This window comes from Shewanella sp. ISS20, from assembly GCF_056522965.1.
This window is the reverse complement of record NZ_JAWRZK010000001.1, coordinates 2157702-2173330: the sequence shown is the minus strand read 5'-3', so window position 1 is coordinate 2173330 and position 15629 is coordinate 2157702. Positions and strand designations below refer to the sequence as shown.

The window sequence follows — 15629 nt, the reverse complement described above, 5'->3', positions numbered from 1 at the left end:
AGCAAATTATCTAAAAAATACAAAGGATTGTGTATGAACACATTGGTCCCCATTATGACTCAAAGCTCTCAAAAGCGCGCAGCTCGCTGCTTAATGGTGCAAGGCACCACGTCCGATGCCGGTAAAACCACAGTGGTTGCAGGTTTATGCCGCGTCTTTGCGCGTCAAGGCCATAAGGTTGCCCCTTTTAAACCGCAAAATATGGCGCTTAATAGCGCTGTTACTATTGATGGCGGCGAAATTGGCCGCGCCCAAGCCTTGCAAGCGGCGGCTTGTTATCAAGCGCCGCGTAACGATTTTAATCCGCTGTTGTTAAAGCCTCAAAACGATACTCAAGCGCAAGTGGTTGTGCAAGGCCAAGTGCTCAGCTCAGTTGCCGCTAAAGAGTTTTTTGGACCCCATAGCCTTAAAGCCAAGGCGCAAGTGTTTGAAGCCATTTTAAGCTCGTACCGTAACTTGCAGCAGCAATTTGAAATGGTGCTGGTGGAAGGCGCGGGCAGCCCAGCGGAAATCAATTTGCGTGCGGGTGATATGGCAAACATGGGCTTTGCAGAAACCGTGGATTGCCCGGTGATCTTAGTGGCTGATATCGATAAAGGCGGCGTATTTGCCCAGTTGATTGGCACCTTAATGCTGTTATCGCCGTCAGAGCAGGCGCGCATTAAAGGCTTTGTGATTAACCGTTTTCGCGGCGACATTAGTCTGCTAGAGCCAGGCCTTAAGATGCTAGAAGAGCGCACCGGCAAACCTGTGATTGGGGTGCTGCCTTATTTGGATAATCTGCAGCTTGATGCTGAAGATGGTTTTGCCGATTTACCTATGCCAACAGAGCAGCAAGACTGCATCAATGTGCTGGTGTTGGTGACGCCGCGCATTAGTAATCACACCGATATTGATGCCTTGCGTCAGCACCCGCGAGTAAACCTCACCTTAGTGCATGCCAGTAGTGAGCTAAGCTCGCTGCCGGCGGCGGATTTAATTATTATTCCTGGTAGCAAGCAAGTGCGGGACGATTTAGCGTATCTGTATCAACAAGGGTGGGATACAGCGATTAAGCGGCATTTACGTTATGGCGGTAAGGTCATAGGTATTTGCGGCGGCTATCAAATGCTCGGGCTTGAAATTGATGATAGCCAAGGCATTGAAGGCGAGGCAGGGGTCAGTGATGGTCTAGGTTTACTGCCTATGGTGACCGAGCTTAAGCCACACAAGCAACTGCGCAATGTTAGCGGTGAGCTGCAATTAAATGGACAAACCGCCGCTGTTGACGGCTATGAAATTCACTGCGGCGTGAGTCAATTACTGCGCCCTAATGTGCAGGCCATAGCGCTTGAATCTACAAGCGATACGCAGGCGCGCCTTGATGGTATGGTTTCTGATGATAATCAAATTCTCGGCACTTATGTGCACGGCCTATTTGATAACCCAGAGGCCGCTAACTTATTGCTGCAATGGGCAGGTCTTGGCAATAGCCAGCAAGCCATAGATATGGACAAGCTGCGCGAAGATAACCTTAATCGCTTGGCTGATACCTTAGAGCAACACTTAGATTTTTCACTGCTACAACTCTGCCTAGATACTGGAAATCAACAACATTATGGATAAGCCGACTGAAATGCCAACGACCGACACTAACGCTGAACGTCATAAACAGCGCCAGCAAAAACTTAAAGCTGGCGTTGATGTCAAGATTGCCGCCGCCCAAGATGAAAAGGGCATTTTATTGGTGCTCACAGGTAACGGCAAAGGTAAATCTAGCTCGGGCTTTGGCACTGTGGCGCGCGCTGTCGGCCATGGCAAACGCGCGGCGGTAGTGCAGTTTATTAAAGGCGCGTGGGAGTGCGGTGAGCGTAATTTGCTAGAAGGCGCTGGGGTGACTTTTCATGTGATGGCCACAGGCTTTACTTGGGAGACTCAAGATAAGCAAAAAGATACCGCCGCCGCAGAAGAGGCTTGGCTTGCGGCTGAGCAGTTACTGCAAGATGAAAGCATAGATTGCGTGATGCTTGATGAGCTCACTTATATGCTGAGTTATCACTACCTTGATGTTGATAGAGTGATTAAGGCGCTACAAAATCGCCCGCCGATGCAGCACGTCATCATTACTGGCCGCGCTTGTCATCGCGCCGTGATTGAGATTGCCGATACTGTGAGTGAAGTGCAATCGGTTAAACATGCCTTTGATAATGGCATTAAGGCGCAGCCAGGCTTTGATTACTAAGCACTGATGACTAAATATTGATGACTTGGCTGAGGTGGTGGCTAAGGCTAAGCTTTAGCGTTAATCCTCAATGTTGGCCGAAAACGTAAGTAAGCGTTTTAAAAAAGAATAATCATGGAAAAGATAATGACAGGGTTGGTTAATCGTTGTGTGTTTTTATTAGTGTTACTTATGGGGCTGCAGGCAGTTGCTGAAACCGTGGTTGACACAGAAGCTAGTCAAGCTGATACGCCAGTTGTGGCAGCGCGCTCGCCTGCCATGACAATTGTGGCCTTATCGCCCCACAGTGTTGAGCTGCTTTATGCCATAGGTGCGGGGAATCGCATTGTGGCGACCATAGATCATGCGGATTTTCCTGAAGACGCCAAAAAAATCCCAAGCATTGGCGGTTATTATGGGATTTCCATTGAAAAAGTGGTGTCACTTAAGCCTGATCTCGTGGTGTATTGGCAAACAGGCAATCGTCCAGAAGATATTGAGCGCCTAAAAAGCCTTGGCATTACGCTTTATAATTCAGACGCTAAGACGCTTTCATCTGTTGCTACTACCTTAAGCGAGCTTGGGCAGCTAACAGGCTTACAAGCTGAGGCTGATAAGGTGGCGGCTGATTACTTAGCGCAATTGGCTATGATAGAACAGCAATACCAGATGATCCCTCCTGTGAGCGTGTTTTATCAGTTATGGCCTAAGCCATTGATGACAGTCGCTAACGGCAGTTGGATCCAGCAAATCATCAGCATTTGTCATGGGGATAATATTTTTGCTGATTCCATGTCTGAGTACCCACAAGTCAATGTAGAGCAAGTAGTGATGGCTATGCCGCAAGTGATTTTGCAAAGCGAAAATCATGGTAATGTATCAGGGATAGATTGGGGTAAATGGCCCATGATCCCCGCGGTAAAAAATAAGCATATCACCCAGTTAAATGCAGATTTACTGCACAGGCCTACGCCACGCGCCTTACTTGGTATTCGTTCTCTGTGTCAGGCGTTAGATGCTGCTAGGAAAAAATAGTTACCCTGATGGCTAAGCTCAAGCTAGGCTCAAACTGGGCTTAAGCTTGGCACCTATGCACAACTAACCCTGTGCTGGCTAGCCGCTTGGAAAGTATCGATTGGATGTAACCCACTTGATGTAAAATACCTAATGTAAAAAAAGGAGCTTTAAATGAACAAGATGTTGGTAATTGGCACACTCGTATCTAGCTTAGGTTTTAGCGCCGCTCATGCCGCCGATGTCAGCGTGGTCGACATGGCTTTATTAAGCGCAGATGGCAATCAAGCAATCGGTGAAATCGTAATTAGCGAAACTGACTATGGCTTAGTATTCACGCCTAATCTTAAAGGCTTAAGCGCGGGTCAGCATGGATTCCATGTGCATGCCAATGGCAGCTGCGACCCTAGCACTAAAGAGGGTAAAACTGTATTAGGCGGCGCCGCTGGTGGTCATTTCGACCCAGATAATACTGGTAAGCATGGCTATCCTTGGACTAAAGATAATCATAAAGGCGATTTACCTAGCTTAAGCGTTAATGCCGATGGCACAGCGACCACACCTGTATTAGCGCCGCGCTTAACCGCCAGCGATATTAAAGGTAAGGCGATTATGGTGCACATAGGCGGTGATAATCACTCAGATCATCCTGCGCCATTAGGTGGTGGCGGCGCGCGTATGGCTTGCGGTGTTGCTAAGTAAGCGAGATGAGCCTTTAGCTGTCACTCAAGTGATGCTTTAGTGGATTAAGGGGGGAGTTTGGGGGGCGCCAATTGCTTGCTGCCAAAAATAAGCCTAGCTAACCCCTTGTAAGCTTTCATGTGTCCTGACAGACTGTCATTCTAATTTAAGAAGGTGCTAACCATTTAATGCCTTCCCACTGTTGGAGGACGTTTGGGCAGCTTACTCAAAGGAAAACTGGTTCGTTGGCATCATAACCAAGGTTATGGCTTTATTAAGCCTGACGTTAGCGTTAATGCTGGCCGCGAAGTCTTTATTCATATCTCGTCGCTGAAACAGCCAAGTCGCCCGCCTGAAATTGGTGATATTATTTTGTTTCAGTTAGATAGGCAGGCCGACGGTAAAGTCAAAGCCATTAATTCCGCAATTGATGCTTGCCAGCAAACCAAACCTCAGCCCATTGAACCCCAAGCTGTTGTTGCCGCTGTAAGCCAGCCTACTTGGCTGTTTAGCTTTGGGCGATTAATCGTAATAGCTGTGGTGATTTTAGTTTGCGCCGCCCTCTATCGGTTATACACCAATGATTCAACACCTGCTGCGCCAAGCTCAGCACTCCAATCTCAAGCCATCAGCAGCAGCGCTGCACCTTCTTTAGTGTAAAGTTCCCTGTCTTAGGCGCTGATGTATCTAGTCAGCGCTTACTTAGTTCTGATTTATCATAGCTAGTCAGTTTTAAAGGCTCTAAGGCTCAAAATTATTCATATTTAATTAGAATTGAGCCTTTGCGTAATACATTGCTATTAAAATAGGACTATTCTTTGGCTATCAAATCAAAGAGGATAGCGTGATGAGAGCAATACATGTATTGAGCGAAAACAGCGTTGGCATGACGTTAAGCAGTGATGACATTTTTGAAGGCCGCCCCATGGGAGATGATTTTACCTTTGGTGATGGCCAGCTCAACTTATCCCCCCAGTTAAGCTGGCAAGGTGCCCCTGCTAATACTAAAAGCTATGCCATTACTGTGTTTGACCCAGATGCTCCTACAGGTTCAGGCTGGTGGCATTGGCAAGTGGTTAATATTCCTGCCAGCGTTATCTCTATTGGCCGCGGCGCTTCAGGCACTATTGCGGGATCGCGTGAGTTAAGAAATGATTACGGCAGCTTAGGTTATGGCGGCGCTTGCCCTCCAGCAGGCCACGGTATGCACAGATACCATTTCACCTTATGGGCATTGCCTGTGGCTAGCTTAGATTTACCAGAAAATCCATCGGCGGCTATGGTCGGCTTTATGCTTAACGCCACCGCGAGCGCATCTGCCACCTTGACTGCCATTTATGTGCAAGAATAGCCTTAGTATTTAAGCTGTTTGTATAAGAGGCTGTGGTACAACAAGCCTCTTATAACAGCATCATAGGTGAGCAAATGTATTTAGCTGGGGCTATCGATGTCAATCTGTCAGTTTTCAACCTTTAAGAGTCGGCACCCGCAGCATTTGCACAATGTGCAAATGTTCGCCCCCACTATTACTTGGGTGCAAAAGGGCAGTAAGGCCTTATGGTGGCAACAGCAAGAATTACCGCTCACTAAAGATGTGTGGCTCTTGAGCTCTGCTGGCCAGTATTTAACTTTCGTAAATCACCCGCATCAAGGCGAGTTCTACTCGCGCACCTTAAGTTTATTAATGCCGCCCCCCAGTCATTTATTGGCGCAATCAAGCCAAGTACAACTTGAGTCGATTACGCTAAGCGTCGGCTCTAATTTAGCTTGGTGTTTTGAAGTGTTATGGCAGATGCAAAAACAAAGCTTAAGTGAAGACACCCAAGCGGCATTTTTGCTGGGGCTATATAGCGAACTGGCTAGCGTTGGCGCCTTATCTATGCTGTTTAGCTTTCAGCAGCAAAGCGTTAAACACAAGCTTTGTCGCTTACTGATGAATGAGCCGAGCGCCGAGCATACTTTAGCATCCGCGGGCCAGCAGTTAGGCATGAGCCGCGCCACCATAACCCGCAAGTTAGCGCAAGAAGGTGAGCATTTTAGTGATTTATTAGCGCAAATTCGGATGAATCACGCCTTAGGTTTATTGCAGCAACAGCAATCTTTAGGTGATGTCGCTAAAGCCTGCGGTTATCTGTCGGATAGTCGCTTCAGCGCGCGCTTTAAACAGCAGTTTGGCGTCACCCCGAGTCAATATGCCCATACCTTAGTTAACCATTAGGGTTAAGTTGGCTTGTTAACCTCCCTCGCAAAGCATTGGGAGGTTAATTCATGCAACTTAGACAGATTATTCCAGGTTATCAACAATCGTCAGGGCGACGATTTTAAGTGGGTGATTATCATCAAAGGCTGGGAAATCTGGATGACAATCAAGCCATTCTACCTTGCTCACGCTTAAGCCTTGCTTGTTAACGCAGCGCACTAAGCTATCAAACCACGCGGTTTTATCGACTTTAGCGACGTTATTACAGCAAACGATAGTGCCACCTTTTTTAGTGGCAAGTAGCGCAGGTTTAAACAAGCTTTGATAGTCATTGATTAAATCTACTATGCCAAACGGGCTTTTGGCGTATCTTGGTGGGTCAAGAAACACTAAATCAAACTGTTGCTGCTTAAGCTTGGGATAGCTTGGTAATTTCTGCTGGCGACGTCCGCCCACTGTTAATCCTGCTAACTGACGTATGGCAGGGAACACATCACTTTGCACAAACTCGCACACATCAGAGACTTGGTTTAGGTTGGCATTGCGTTGCCCAGCCGCCAGTGCAAACGATGAAAAATCAACGTTGATGACTTGCTTGGCGCCGCCAACGGCCGCGGCTGTGCCTATGCCGCAAGTATAAGAGAATAGGTTTAATACGTTTTTATCTTGGGCGTGGCACTGCATGTATTCGCGGCCAATACGCATATCTAAAAACAGCAGCGGATCTTGGCCTTCGTGGCGTAAACGGCTAGTAAATTTAATGCCATTTTCACGCATGATCTGCTCATCATGAGCTAAAGCATCATGCTGCGGGCTGAGATCGTTGTTAATGCGCGAATTTCCCCGTGAGCGATCGTTATAGATCACAGGCAAATCTAAATGAGTGGTCAAACATGCGCTGATTTCATCCAGCTGCGCAGCATCAAGCGGATCGTGAAAACTTTGCACCAGCCAAGCATCACCATAGCGGTCAATATTGAGACCATTACAGCCTTCGACTGTGCCATGGAATACTCGATAACAATCGGTATCTTGTTGCTGGGATAGTGAAAAAAAGGCCTGGCGTTGCTGCAAAGCTTGTTGCAGTGCCTGAGTAATGGACATGGAGGATGGCTCTTTAGCTGGAGGATGTCGATGTTGACTGGGTCATGATAGCAAATCTGCGGCTAAAGATCCTGACAAGCCTAGCGCTCAGTGGTCGCGAGGGGAGACGCGCATGTTACTTGTTGCTAAAACGTAGTATCTTTAATGAGTTTTTAATGGTTTGTTGGTTAATGTGGCGGTAATTCAAGCCGTTATATTAGTGGGATACCCGTAAATTAGTGCTTGGTGTTATTATCTCGACTTTCGGTGGATATAGCTAAATACGATGAAGAAATTATTATTTGTGATTGCTGCGCTCTGGCTTACCGCCTGTAGCCAAACGCCCGATGCGATTAAGCCGCCCATTAAAGGCGGTGGAAGCCCGCTTGACCCTGGGGTTGAAGTGCTAATGGCATCCTTTGCCAAGGGCGTTAAAAAAGAGTGGGGCGATGACAATTATCTTGAGGCCAGTCGTCATCACTATGTCAAATATATCGATGGCTACCGTACCCGTGCCCATATCGATTTTAATCAAGGCAAAATCTATATAGGCACAGTTGATAATAAAAAAACTCAAGCGAGTTTACGTCACGCGATAATTGAAACCTTGCTGATGAGCGGCGATCCTAGCGAGGTGGATTTATACACAGATTCTAAAGTCGCTGTGAGCCAAAAGCCGTTTTTACTGGGGCAAGTGGTAGATCAAAATGGTCAGCTAATTGAGTGGGAGTGGCGGGCTGAGCGTTTTGCCGATTACTTGCTTGCCAATAAGTTAAGTCATCAACAGCAAGGCGATATCAAGGTGCACTACATAGTGATTGATATGGTGAGCGATCACTTATTGCAGCGCGAACGCCAATATGCGCCCTTAATTACCGCAGCGGCTAAGCGTTACGGCATTGCTGAAGATTTGATTTATGCGATTATCAAAACCGAAAGTAGCTTTAACCCTTATGCCGTGAGTCGCTCTGGCGCCTATGGTTTGATGCAAGTCATGCCCAATACTGCGGGCGCGGATGTGTTTAGGTTAGTGAAAAATCGCAGCGGCGTGCCAAGCCGTGCTTATTTGTTTAATCCAGCCAATAACATAGATACCGGCGTGGCTTACTTTCAAATACTTAAGCTTAGGTATTTAAAAGGGGTGACCCATCCGACTAATTTGCAGTACAGCATGATTTCCGCTTACAACGGCGGCGCGGGCGGCGTGCTGACAACCTTTAATAACGACAGAGTGCGCGCGGTTGATGATATTAATCGCTTAAAACCTGAGCAGTTGTACTGGGCGTTAACGACGCGCCACCCTAAGGATGAAGCGCGGCGCTATTTGCAAAAAGTACTGCAATTTAAGCAAGAGTTTAATCAAGGGCGTTTATAGCCATAGTGGTCGGCTAAACATTGCCTAGTGCATTTTTAGCCGACTCGCTTAATCATCTAATTCAATCTTCAAACTCATTCTTAACTATCCCTCTTAAAACTCATTTTTAAAACTCGGGCCACAAGGCTAACACCTTAAAATTTAAGGTATAAAGCTTAAGTATCAAACTCGATATCCAAGACTTGAGCCTTAAATATAAAAACGGTAAAGTACGCCGCAACTTTTATTATGAGTCTAAGCTATGCCTGTTTGTCGTCATTTTGCCGCCGCCGAATGTCTATCTTGCCCCCTTCTCGACCAGCCTATGGTGTTGCAATTACACACCAAAATGACAGAGCTCAAGAGCCTGTTGCCGCAAGTAGACCCAAACGTATTTTTAGCGCCCGTAACAGGTCCTGAATTGGCGTTTCGCAATAAAGCCAAAATGGTGGCCTTAGGTGCGGCTCATCAGCCGCTGTTAGGCATAGTGAGCCCGCAAGGCCAGAGCATAAGTTTATGTGATTGCCCGTTATATCCTACCGATATGCAAGAGTTATTGGCGCGCCTACAAGTGTTTGTGCAACAAGCGGGCATTCCGCCTTATCGAGTAGATAAAGCCAAAGGTGAGCTTAAATTTGTGCTGTTAACCCGCAGCCAAGTCAATGGCGAATATCTGCTGCGCTTTGTGCTGAGAAGTGAGCAAGCTATTGCCAGAATTGAGCGTGAATTACCTAAGTTATTAAGTGAATATCCGCAAATTAAAGTGGTGTCAGTCAATCTGCAGCCTGTGCATATGGCGCGTTTAGAAGGCGATGAAGAGATATTTCTCACTGAACAAACCCGTTTAGCGGAAGTATTTAATCAGGTGCCTTTATACATTCGCCCGAAAAGCTTTTTTCAAACTAACCCGCAAGTGGCTGAGCGCCTATACTCTACCGCCCGCGATTGGGTGGCAGAATTAATGGCCGTTGACTCAGCACCTAAATGTGTGTGGGATTTATTCTGCGGTGTTGGCGGCTTTGGCTTGCACTGCGCGAGTCAAACTGTGGCTGTGACCGGTATTGAAATTGAAGCTGAAGCGATTGCCTGCGCGTTAATGTCTGCCCAAGAGTTGGGCCTGAGTAATGTCAGTTTTAGCGCGTTAGATTCGACCCAATTTGCGGCCGGCAAAGAGGCTAGCGACGTGCCCGATATCATCATAGTGAACCCGCCAAGACGGGGCATAGGCGCCGCCTTATGTGAGTCGTTAAGTGAATTTGCGCCCGCTCATATTATTTATTCAAGCTGCAATGCTAAAACCATGGCGCAAGATTTACAGCATATCCGTGGTTACAAGGTGACTCGGGTACAATTATTCGACATGTTTCCCCATACCCATCACTTTGAAGTAATGGCGCTGCTGGAGCGAATTTAAACATCAGTTAGGTCATTGAATTGTCATCAAAGTGTCATATGCTAGCCCTTCTATAATGGCGGGGATGCAATATGACGTGGCAAGTATTGGTGCGATTTTTTACCTTAGGCTGGGTGTGCTTTGGCGGGCCTGCCGCCCACATTGGTTATTTTCGCTATACCTTTGTTGAGCAATTGCGCTGGCTCGATGAGCGTGAATTTGCCAACTTAGTGGCCGTTAGCCAGTTTTTACCGGGCCCTGGTTCGTCGCAATTAGGCTTTGCCATAGGTCATCATAAAGCTGGGCTTAGCGGCGCTATCGCCGCATTTATCGGTTTTACCCTGCCATCATTTCTACTCTTATATTTATTTGCCATCACTAGCAGTCAATTTTTACATCTAGCTGCCGTGCAAGGCGCAATTCATGGGCTGAAGCTGCTCGCCGTAGTGATAGTTGCTGACGCCGTGATGGCGTTATTTGCGCAGTTTTGCCATAAGCTCGCCGCGCGTTTGATCATGTTAAGTGCCACAGTGGCTTTACTGCTAGTGCCAGGCACCGCCGCGCAAATGCTAGTGCTTGCGCTCGCGGCATTGGCGGGTTGGCGCTGGTTATCAAGCGATAAACATTCACCCAAGGGTCATGATTTACCGAGCCTGAGTGGCCATGGCATGACTGGTATCAACTGGTGGTGGTTATTGGCGTTTGCCTTGCTGTTAATGCTCAGTCTGTGGCAATTAACGCTGGCTAGTAATGGCTTGATGTCGATATTTGCAGAGTTTTATCAAGCCGGTAGCTTAGTATTTGGTGGCGGTCATGTAGTACTGCCATTACTTGAAAACAGTGTTGGCCGAAGCTTAAGTGCCGACACTTTTTTAAGTGGTTATGCGCTAGCGCAAGCAGTCCCAGGCCCCATGTTTAGTGTGGCGAGTTTCTTTGGCGCGCAAATGTGGCCACAAGCACCACTTATGGCAGCCTTGGTGGCTACGGTGGCCATTTTTTTACCGGGATTTTTACTGTTATTGGCATTGATTGGTGCGTGGCAAGCGCTTTGCCGCAGACCCCAAGTCATGGCCGCTGTGGCTGGATTAAATGCCGCTGTGGTGGGGTTATTAGTGAGTACCTTGTATGACCCAGTATTTACTAGCGCAGTGACGGATTCTTTGGATGTGGCCTTAGTGCTAACGGGCTTGGCTTTATTGCGCTGGTTTAGGTCATCAATTTTACTGCTAGTAGCAAGTTTTGTGGTGACAGGCGCTGTGCTGGCCATGATTTAACTGTATACAGATTTAAAGGTTTAACGGTTTAAGGCTTAACTATCAGTATCAGGCGGCCATTAGTGTGGCTGCCTGATACTTATGATTAGCTGTGTTAAGCGCTTACTGGCTCTTCAGCTTTTCTAAGCTTCACCGCGCAGATTTTATATTCTGGAATTTTAGCCACAGGGTCGAGCGCATTGTTAGTGAGCTTATTGGCCGCCGCTTCAGCAAAGTGGAACGGCAAAAACAGCACTCCTACCTGAGCGCGTTTACTCACAAAGGCATCAATGGTAATGGTGCCGCGGCGAGTGCTGAGCTCTAAAGTATCGCCATTATTAATGCCATAGTGCTCGGCGTCATACACAGACATCATCACCTTAGGGCTACCGAGTAAATCAAGCCCTGGGGTCTTACGGGTAAGCGTGCCTGTATGGAACTGCTCAAGTAAGCGGCCGGTTGATAAAATTAGCGGATAATCATCACAAGGCATTTCAGCGGGCAGGCGATAACTTACCGCCTCAAGCTTAGCTTTACCGCGGATAAAACCGCCTTGATGCAGCACTTTAGTGCCAGCATGGCTAGTATCTGGGCATGGCCACTGCAGGCCTTGTTTACCCGTGAGTGTAATAGGACGTAATCTGTCCCAAGACATACCGCGGTACTGCGGCGTAGCAATAATGGCTTCAGTCCAGATGGTTTCTTCTGAGTCATAGCGCCAGTTAGCGTCCATGGCATTGGCAATTGCCTGAATAATGCGCCAATCAGCGAGAGCTTGCCCCGGCGGATTTACTGCTTGCTGCAATTGCTGCACGCGGCGCTCAGTATTAGTGAAATGCCCACGTTTTTCGGCAAACGCTGCTGCTGGCAATACCACATCGGCGTAAGCTGCGGTTTCGGTTAAGAAGATATCTTGCACCACAATAAATTCTGCGCTCGTTAAGCCTTGCAGTACGTGGGCTTGATCTGGGTCGCTCAATACTGGGTTTTCCCCCATGATGTACATGGCTTTAAGCTCGCCTGAACTTAAGGCTTTCATCATAAAGGTCGCGGCAATGCCTTCATCTGTGCTTAATGGCGCTTGCCATAACTCAGATAAGCGCGCGAGATTGTCACTGTCATGATAACGGCGATACCCAGGTAAGTAGTCGGGCAGGGCACCCATGTCACAAGCGCCTTGCACATTGCTTTGACCGCGCAGGGGATTAATCCCCGCGCCTTCTATGCCAATATTGCCTAGCAATAATTGCAGGTTAGCAATGGCGGTAACATTGTCATGTCCAGAAGTATGCTGGGTAATGCCCATGGCATAGAAGACAGCAGTTTTGCTGGCAGTGCCGAGCATGCGGGCTAATTTTGCGAGATTATCTTGCGATACGCCGGTAATGTTTGCCGCCGTCTCTAAATTGTAATCTGGCTTCATCAATTCAGTGTAAAGCGCCTCAAAGCCTTCAGTGCGCTCATTAATATAATCAAGGTCATGCCAGTGATTGATTAAGATTTGCTGCATCAGGGCATTAAGGAGCATGACATCTGTGCCCGGTTTATGGCTGATATAAAACTCAGCTTTATCGGCAATCGACACTTTTTTCGGGTCAGCGACCACTAAGCGCGCCTTGTGATAATTCACCGCTTCTTTAATTCTGGACGCTATGATGGGGTGCGCCGATTCAGTGTCAGAGCCTAAAATAAAGATTAAATCCGCCTGCTTAATGCCTTGGATATCATTGGTCATGGCGCCGCTACCTAAGTTGGCATTGAGGGCGCTAACGGTTGATGAATGACAAAGACGGGCGCAGTGATCTATGTTGTTGCTGCCTAGTACGGCGCGCACAAATTTCTGCAGTAAATAGTTTTCTTCGTTAGTGGCTTTAGCTGACGATAACGCCGCTATCGCTTTGGCGCCATGCACAGCCTTAATGTTGCTAAAACGCTTAGCTATCAAGCTAATGGCGTCATCCCAACTGGCGGGTTCTAACTTACCATTGCGCCGAATGAGCGGCGTAGTTAAGCGCAAGTCGCTACCGATAAAGTCAAAGCCAAAGCGGCCTTTAACGCATAGCATGCCTTCATTGACTTGAGATTCCACATCACCTGAAACATGTTTAATCACATTGTTGGCTTTATCGACATGCATGACTAAACGGCAACCGACGCCGCAATAAGTGCAGACGCTTGATACGGTTTCAAGCTTAGTGATGCGCGCTTGGGATTTATCGCGGGCATCGGTTAAGGCGCCTGTTGGGCACACTTGCACGCAGTTACCGCATTGCACGCAGTCGCTATCTGCCATGGTAGCGCTAAAGCCAGCCCTTGGCGCGCGGCGCATGAGAGGGGGATTTGCATCTGGCACGGCTGAGAAATTATTAGGCTCAAAACAAATGGCATTGTGACCACTTTGGCGCTGACACATATCGACGCAGGCACCGCAGCTAATGCAGCGATTGGCATCAAATTGAATGAAAGGGGCGCTCTTATCTACCGTAAAGCGCTGACTCGCTTCACTGGTTAAATTGGCGCTATCCACTTTATATTCAGTGGCATAGTCGCGAAGTGAGCATTGAGTGTTGGCTTGGCAAGCACATTCTAAACAGCGCGCCGCCTCAGCTAAGGCATCATCTTCACTAAAGCCACGCTCAACTTCGCTAAAGTTTAATTGCCGCTCTAAGCCTGATAATTCTGTCATTTTTTTGCGCGGCTGATTAACGACGTTGGCGTACAAATCAGCATCAAGCTGCTGACTCTTAAGCGGCCCTTTACTGGCATTAAATGGGTGCGGTACTAGCTCGCACACTAAGCCTGTGGTGAGCTGCTTATGTATGGCTTCGCTGGCGCGCCGACCATCACCAATGGCGGCAACTGCAGTGGCAGGGCCGCGGCGCGAATCACCAATCACAAATAACTTCTCAATACCGGCCGACATAGTATGCTCGCAGCCCGCAAAGGTATTCCAGCGCGTTAATGCTAATTGGCCATTGGCTAATTGGCTTTGTGGTTGCTGTAAAAAGTCCATGTCGGGCATTTGCGATACTGCGGCAATCACGGTATCAAAGGCTTCGGTAAAGCTTTCACCTGTGGCTTTGGGTGAGCATCGCCCTGAGGCATCGGGCTCAGTTAAGGCCATTTTACTTAACGTGATGGCGCTGACGCGGCCATGTTCATCACTATGATTTTCAAGTGGGTTCGTTAGAAAGTGAAACTTAACACCTTCCACTTCCGCTTCATGAATTTCATAAGGCTCGGCCGGCATATCGGCGCGGGTACGGCGATAAATCAAGGTGACATCGGCGCCAGTGCGCACTGCGGTGCGCGCGCAATCAATGGCAGTATTGCCGCCACCAATAACCGCGACCTTTTTACCTGTGATGAGATGGCGCTCAGTGCAAAAATCTTTAAGGTAATCCACACCTAAATAGCAGCCAGCTAGTTCGCTGCCGGGGTAATCCATAGCTACCGCTTTTTGCGCGCCAATAGCTAAACAAACAGCATCGAAATTAGCCACTAAATCCGGCAGTTGAATGTGCTCGCCCAAGCGGCAATTGGTCTCGATTTTTAGGCCGTTACGGCACATAAGCTCGATTTCTTTATCTAAAATCGCCTTAGGTAGGCGATATTCTGGTATGCCATAGCGTAACCAGCCGCCAGCTTTGGGCATGGCATCAAAAATAGTGACGTCATGACCTTGGTTAGATAAGAAATAACCCGCGCTTAAGCCAGCCGGCCCAGCGCCAATAATCGCGACTTTTTTACCTGTGTCAGCGGCGCGCATTGGCATCCAAGGCTCTTCACTTTCAAGGTCGATATCGGCGGCGTGGCGCTTTAATTGGCGAATCGCTAACGAGTCATCGACTAAGTTGCGGCGACATTCAGTCTCACAAAAGGCGGGGCACACGCGGCCAATGGATAACGGCATAGGTAAGGCTTGCTTAATCACTTTTACCGCTTGCTGATGATTTCCTTGGGCCATGTGATACAAGTACGATTGCACATCAACCCCAGCGGGACAGGCCTGCTGACACGGGGCTTCACAGTCAGCAAAGTGATCGCTCAATATCAGTTGCAATGCCTTTTGGCGCATAGCACTTAAGGCTTGAGATTGAGTGGTGATAGTTAAATCGGCCATCACTTGGGTCGAGCAGGCTTGGCGATATTGGATGCCATCATCAAAATGCAAGGCCACAGTACATAAGTGACATTCTTGCGGGGACTTATCGGCTCCTGGATTGGCGCATAAATGGGGAATATCTATACCGGCCTTGAGGCTGGCTTGCAGTATGGTGTCAGAGGCGTGTGCCTGAATAGTCTGACCATCAATAATGAGAGTAACCATTGTTTGGACCTTAATCTTTTATAAAACAGCGCGATAAGAAGACGATAAGTCGTTGATGTATAGCTGATGATGCATACATTGGTTTCAGTATACCTAGGGGAGGTCGGCACTTTGGTCATGC

General features: G+C 47.9%; 12 protein-coding genes. 10 read left to right on the top strand and 2 right to left on the bottom strand.

The features are described from left to right. The first annotated feature begins 33 nt into the window (after nt 1–33). The 7 genes from AC1HDP_RS10075 (at nt 34) to AC1HDP_RS10045 (ending at nt 6113) form a co-directional block, all read left to right on the top strand. The gene (locus AC1HDP_RS10075) at nt 34–1605 is read left to right on the top strand and encodes a cobyric acid synthase (RefSeq protein ID WP_479638648.1); all 1572 of its coding nucleotides are present in this window, start codon (nt 34–36) and stop codon (nt 1603–1605) included. Continuing rightward, entirely contained in the window at nt 1598–2221 is a 624-nt protein-coding gene (gene cobO, locus AC1HDP_RS10070; protein WP_479638647.1) for a cob(I)yrinic acid a,c-diamide adenosyltransferase, read from the top strand. The genes AC1HDP_RS10075 and cobO overlap by 8 nt, the downstream gene beginning before the upstream one ends. Nucleotides 2222–2347: 126 nt before the next feature. Next, nucleotides 2348–3235: a cobalamin-binding protein gene (locus tag AC1HDP_RS10065; RefSeq protein WP_479638646.1), complete on the top strand. Its 888-nt coding sequence runs from the start codon at nt 2348–2350 to the stop codon at nt 3233–3235. Nucleotides 3236–3388: 153 nt separating this feature from the next. Further along, complete coding sequence (gene sodC / locus AC1HDP_RS10060) at nt 3389–3916, top strand: superoxide dismutase [Cu-Zn] SodC (protein ID WP_479638645.1); 528 nt, start codon at nt 3389–3391, stop codon at nt 3914–3916. A gap of 192 nt (nt 3917–4108) precedes the next feature. Next, nucleotides 4109–4555 carry a cold-shock protein gene (locus tag AC1HDP_RS10055; RefSeq protein ID WP_479638644.1) on the top strand — a complete coding sequence of 149 codons (447 nt, stop codon included), beginning with the start codon at nt 4109–4111 and terminating at the stop codon, nt 4553–4555. Between the two features lie 187 nt (nt 4556–4742). Beyond that, the gene (locus AC1HDP_RS10050) at nt 4743–5246 is read left to right on the top strand and encodes a YbhB/YbcL family Raf kinase inhibitor-like protein (protein ID WP_479638643.1); all 504 of its coding nucleotides are present in this window, start codon (nt 4743–4745) and stop codon (nt 5244–5246) included. Between the two features lie 96 nt (nt 5247–5342). Continuing rightward, on the top strand, nt 5343–6113 hold the full coding sequence (locus AC1HDP_RS10045; protein WP_479638642.1) for a helix-turn-helix transcriptional regulator: 771 nt from the start codon (nt 5343–5345) through the stop codon (nt 6111–6113). 66 nt (nt 6114–6179) lie between these two features. On the opposite strand, the gene AC1HDP_RS10040 is transcribed toward AC1HDP_RS10045, so the two are convergent. After that, nucleotides 6180–7199 carry a class I SAM-dependent rRNA methyltransferase gene (locus AC1HDP_RS10040; protein ID WP_479638641.1) on the bottom strand — a complete coding sequence of 340 codons (1020 nt, stop codon included), beginning with the start codon at nt 7197–7199 and terminating at the stop codon, nt 6180–6182. A 265-nt stretch (nt 7200–7464) separates the two neighbouring features. On the opposite strand from AC1HDP_RS10040, the gene mltC reads away from it, so the two are divergent. From mltC to chrA, 3 genes are all read left to right on the top strand, one after another. Beyond that, nucleotides 7465–8553 carry a membrane-bound lytic murein transglycosylase MltC gene (mltC, locus tag AC1HDP_RS10035; protein ID WP_479638640.1) on the top strand — a complete coding sequence of 363 codons (1089 nt, stop codon included), beginning with the start codon at nt 7465–7467 and terminating at the stop codon, nt 8551–8553. 241 nt (nt 8554–8794) lie between these two features. Next, on the top strand, nt 8795–9946 hold the full coding sequence (gene rlmC / locus AC1HDP_RS10030; protein ID WP_479638639.1) for a 23S rRNA (uracil(747)-C(5))-methyltransferase RlmC: 1152 nt from the start codon (nt 8795–8797) through the stop codon (nt 9944–9946). 71 nt (nt 9947–10017) lie between these two features. Continuing rightward, the gene (chrA, locus tag AC1HDP_RS10025) at nt 10018–11199 is read left to right on the top strand and encodes a chromate efflux transporter (RefSeq protein WP_479638638.1); all 1182 of its coding nucleotides are present in this window, start codon (nt 10018–10020) and stop codon (nt 11197–11199) included. A 94-nt stretch (nt 11200–11293) separates the two neighbouring features. On the opposite strand, the gene fdhF is transcribed toward chrA, so the two are convergent. Then, nucleotides 11294–15508 (bottom strand): formate dehydrogenase subunit alpha, encoded by a 4215-nt coding sequence (gene fdhF / locus AC1HDP_RS10020; RefSeq protein WP_479638637.1) that lies wholly within the window; start codon nt 15506–15508, stop codon nt 11294–11296. Nucleotides 15509–15629 lie beyond the last annotated feature (121 nt).

Coding starts and splice junctions, on each gene's coding strand:
- AC1HDP_RS10075 (WP_479638648.1), top strand. CDS start 34: ATGAACACATTGGTCCCCATTATGACTCAAAGCTCTCAAAAGCGCGCA.
- cobO (WP_479638647.1), top strand. CDS start 1,598: ATGGATAAGCCGACTGAAATGCCAACGACCGACACTAACGCTGAACGT.
- AC1HDP_RS10065 (WP_479638646.1), top strand. CDS start 2,348: ATGACAGGGTTGGTTAATCGTTGTGTGTTTTTATTAGTGTTACTTATG.
- sodC (WP_479638645.1), top strand. CDS start 3,389: ATGAACAAGATGTTGGTAATTGGCACACTCGTATCTAGCTTAGGTTTT.
- AC1HDP_RS10050 (WP_479638643.1), top strand. CDS start 4,743: ATGAGAGCAATACATGTATTGAGCGAAAACAGCGTTGGCATGACGTTA.
- AC1HDP_RS10045 (WP_479638642.1), top strand. CDS start 5,343: ATGTCAATCTGTCAGTTTTCAACCTTTAAGAGTCGGCACCCGCAGCAT.
- AC1HDP_RS10040 (WP_479638641.1), bottom strand. CDS start 7,199: ATGTCCATTACTCAGGCACTGCAACAAGCTTTGCAGCAACGCCAGGCC.
- mltC (WP_479638640.1), top strand. CDS start 7,465: ATGAAGAAATTATTATTTGTGATTGCTGCGCTCTGGCTTACCGCCTGT.
- rlmC (WP_479638639.1), top strand. CDS start 8,795: ATGCCTGTTTGTCGTCATTTTGCCGCCGCCGAATGTCTATCTTGCCCC.
- chrA (WP_479638638.1), top strand. CDS start 10,018: ATGACGTGGCAAGTATTGGTGCGATTTTTTACCTTAGGCTGGGTGTGC.
- fdhF (WP_479638637.1), bottom strand. CDS start 15,508: ATGGTTACTCTCATTATTGATGGTCAGACTATTCAGGCACACGCCTCT.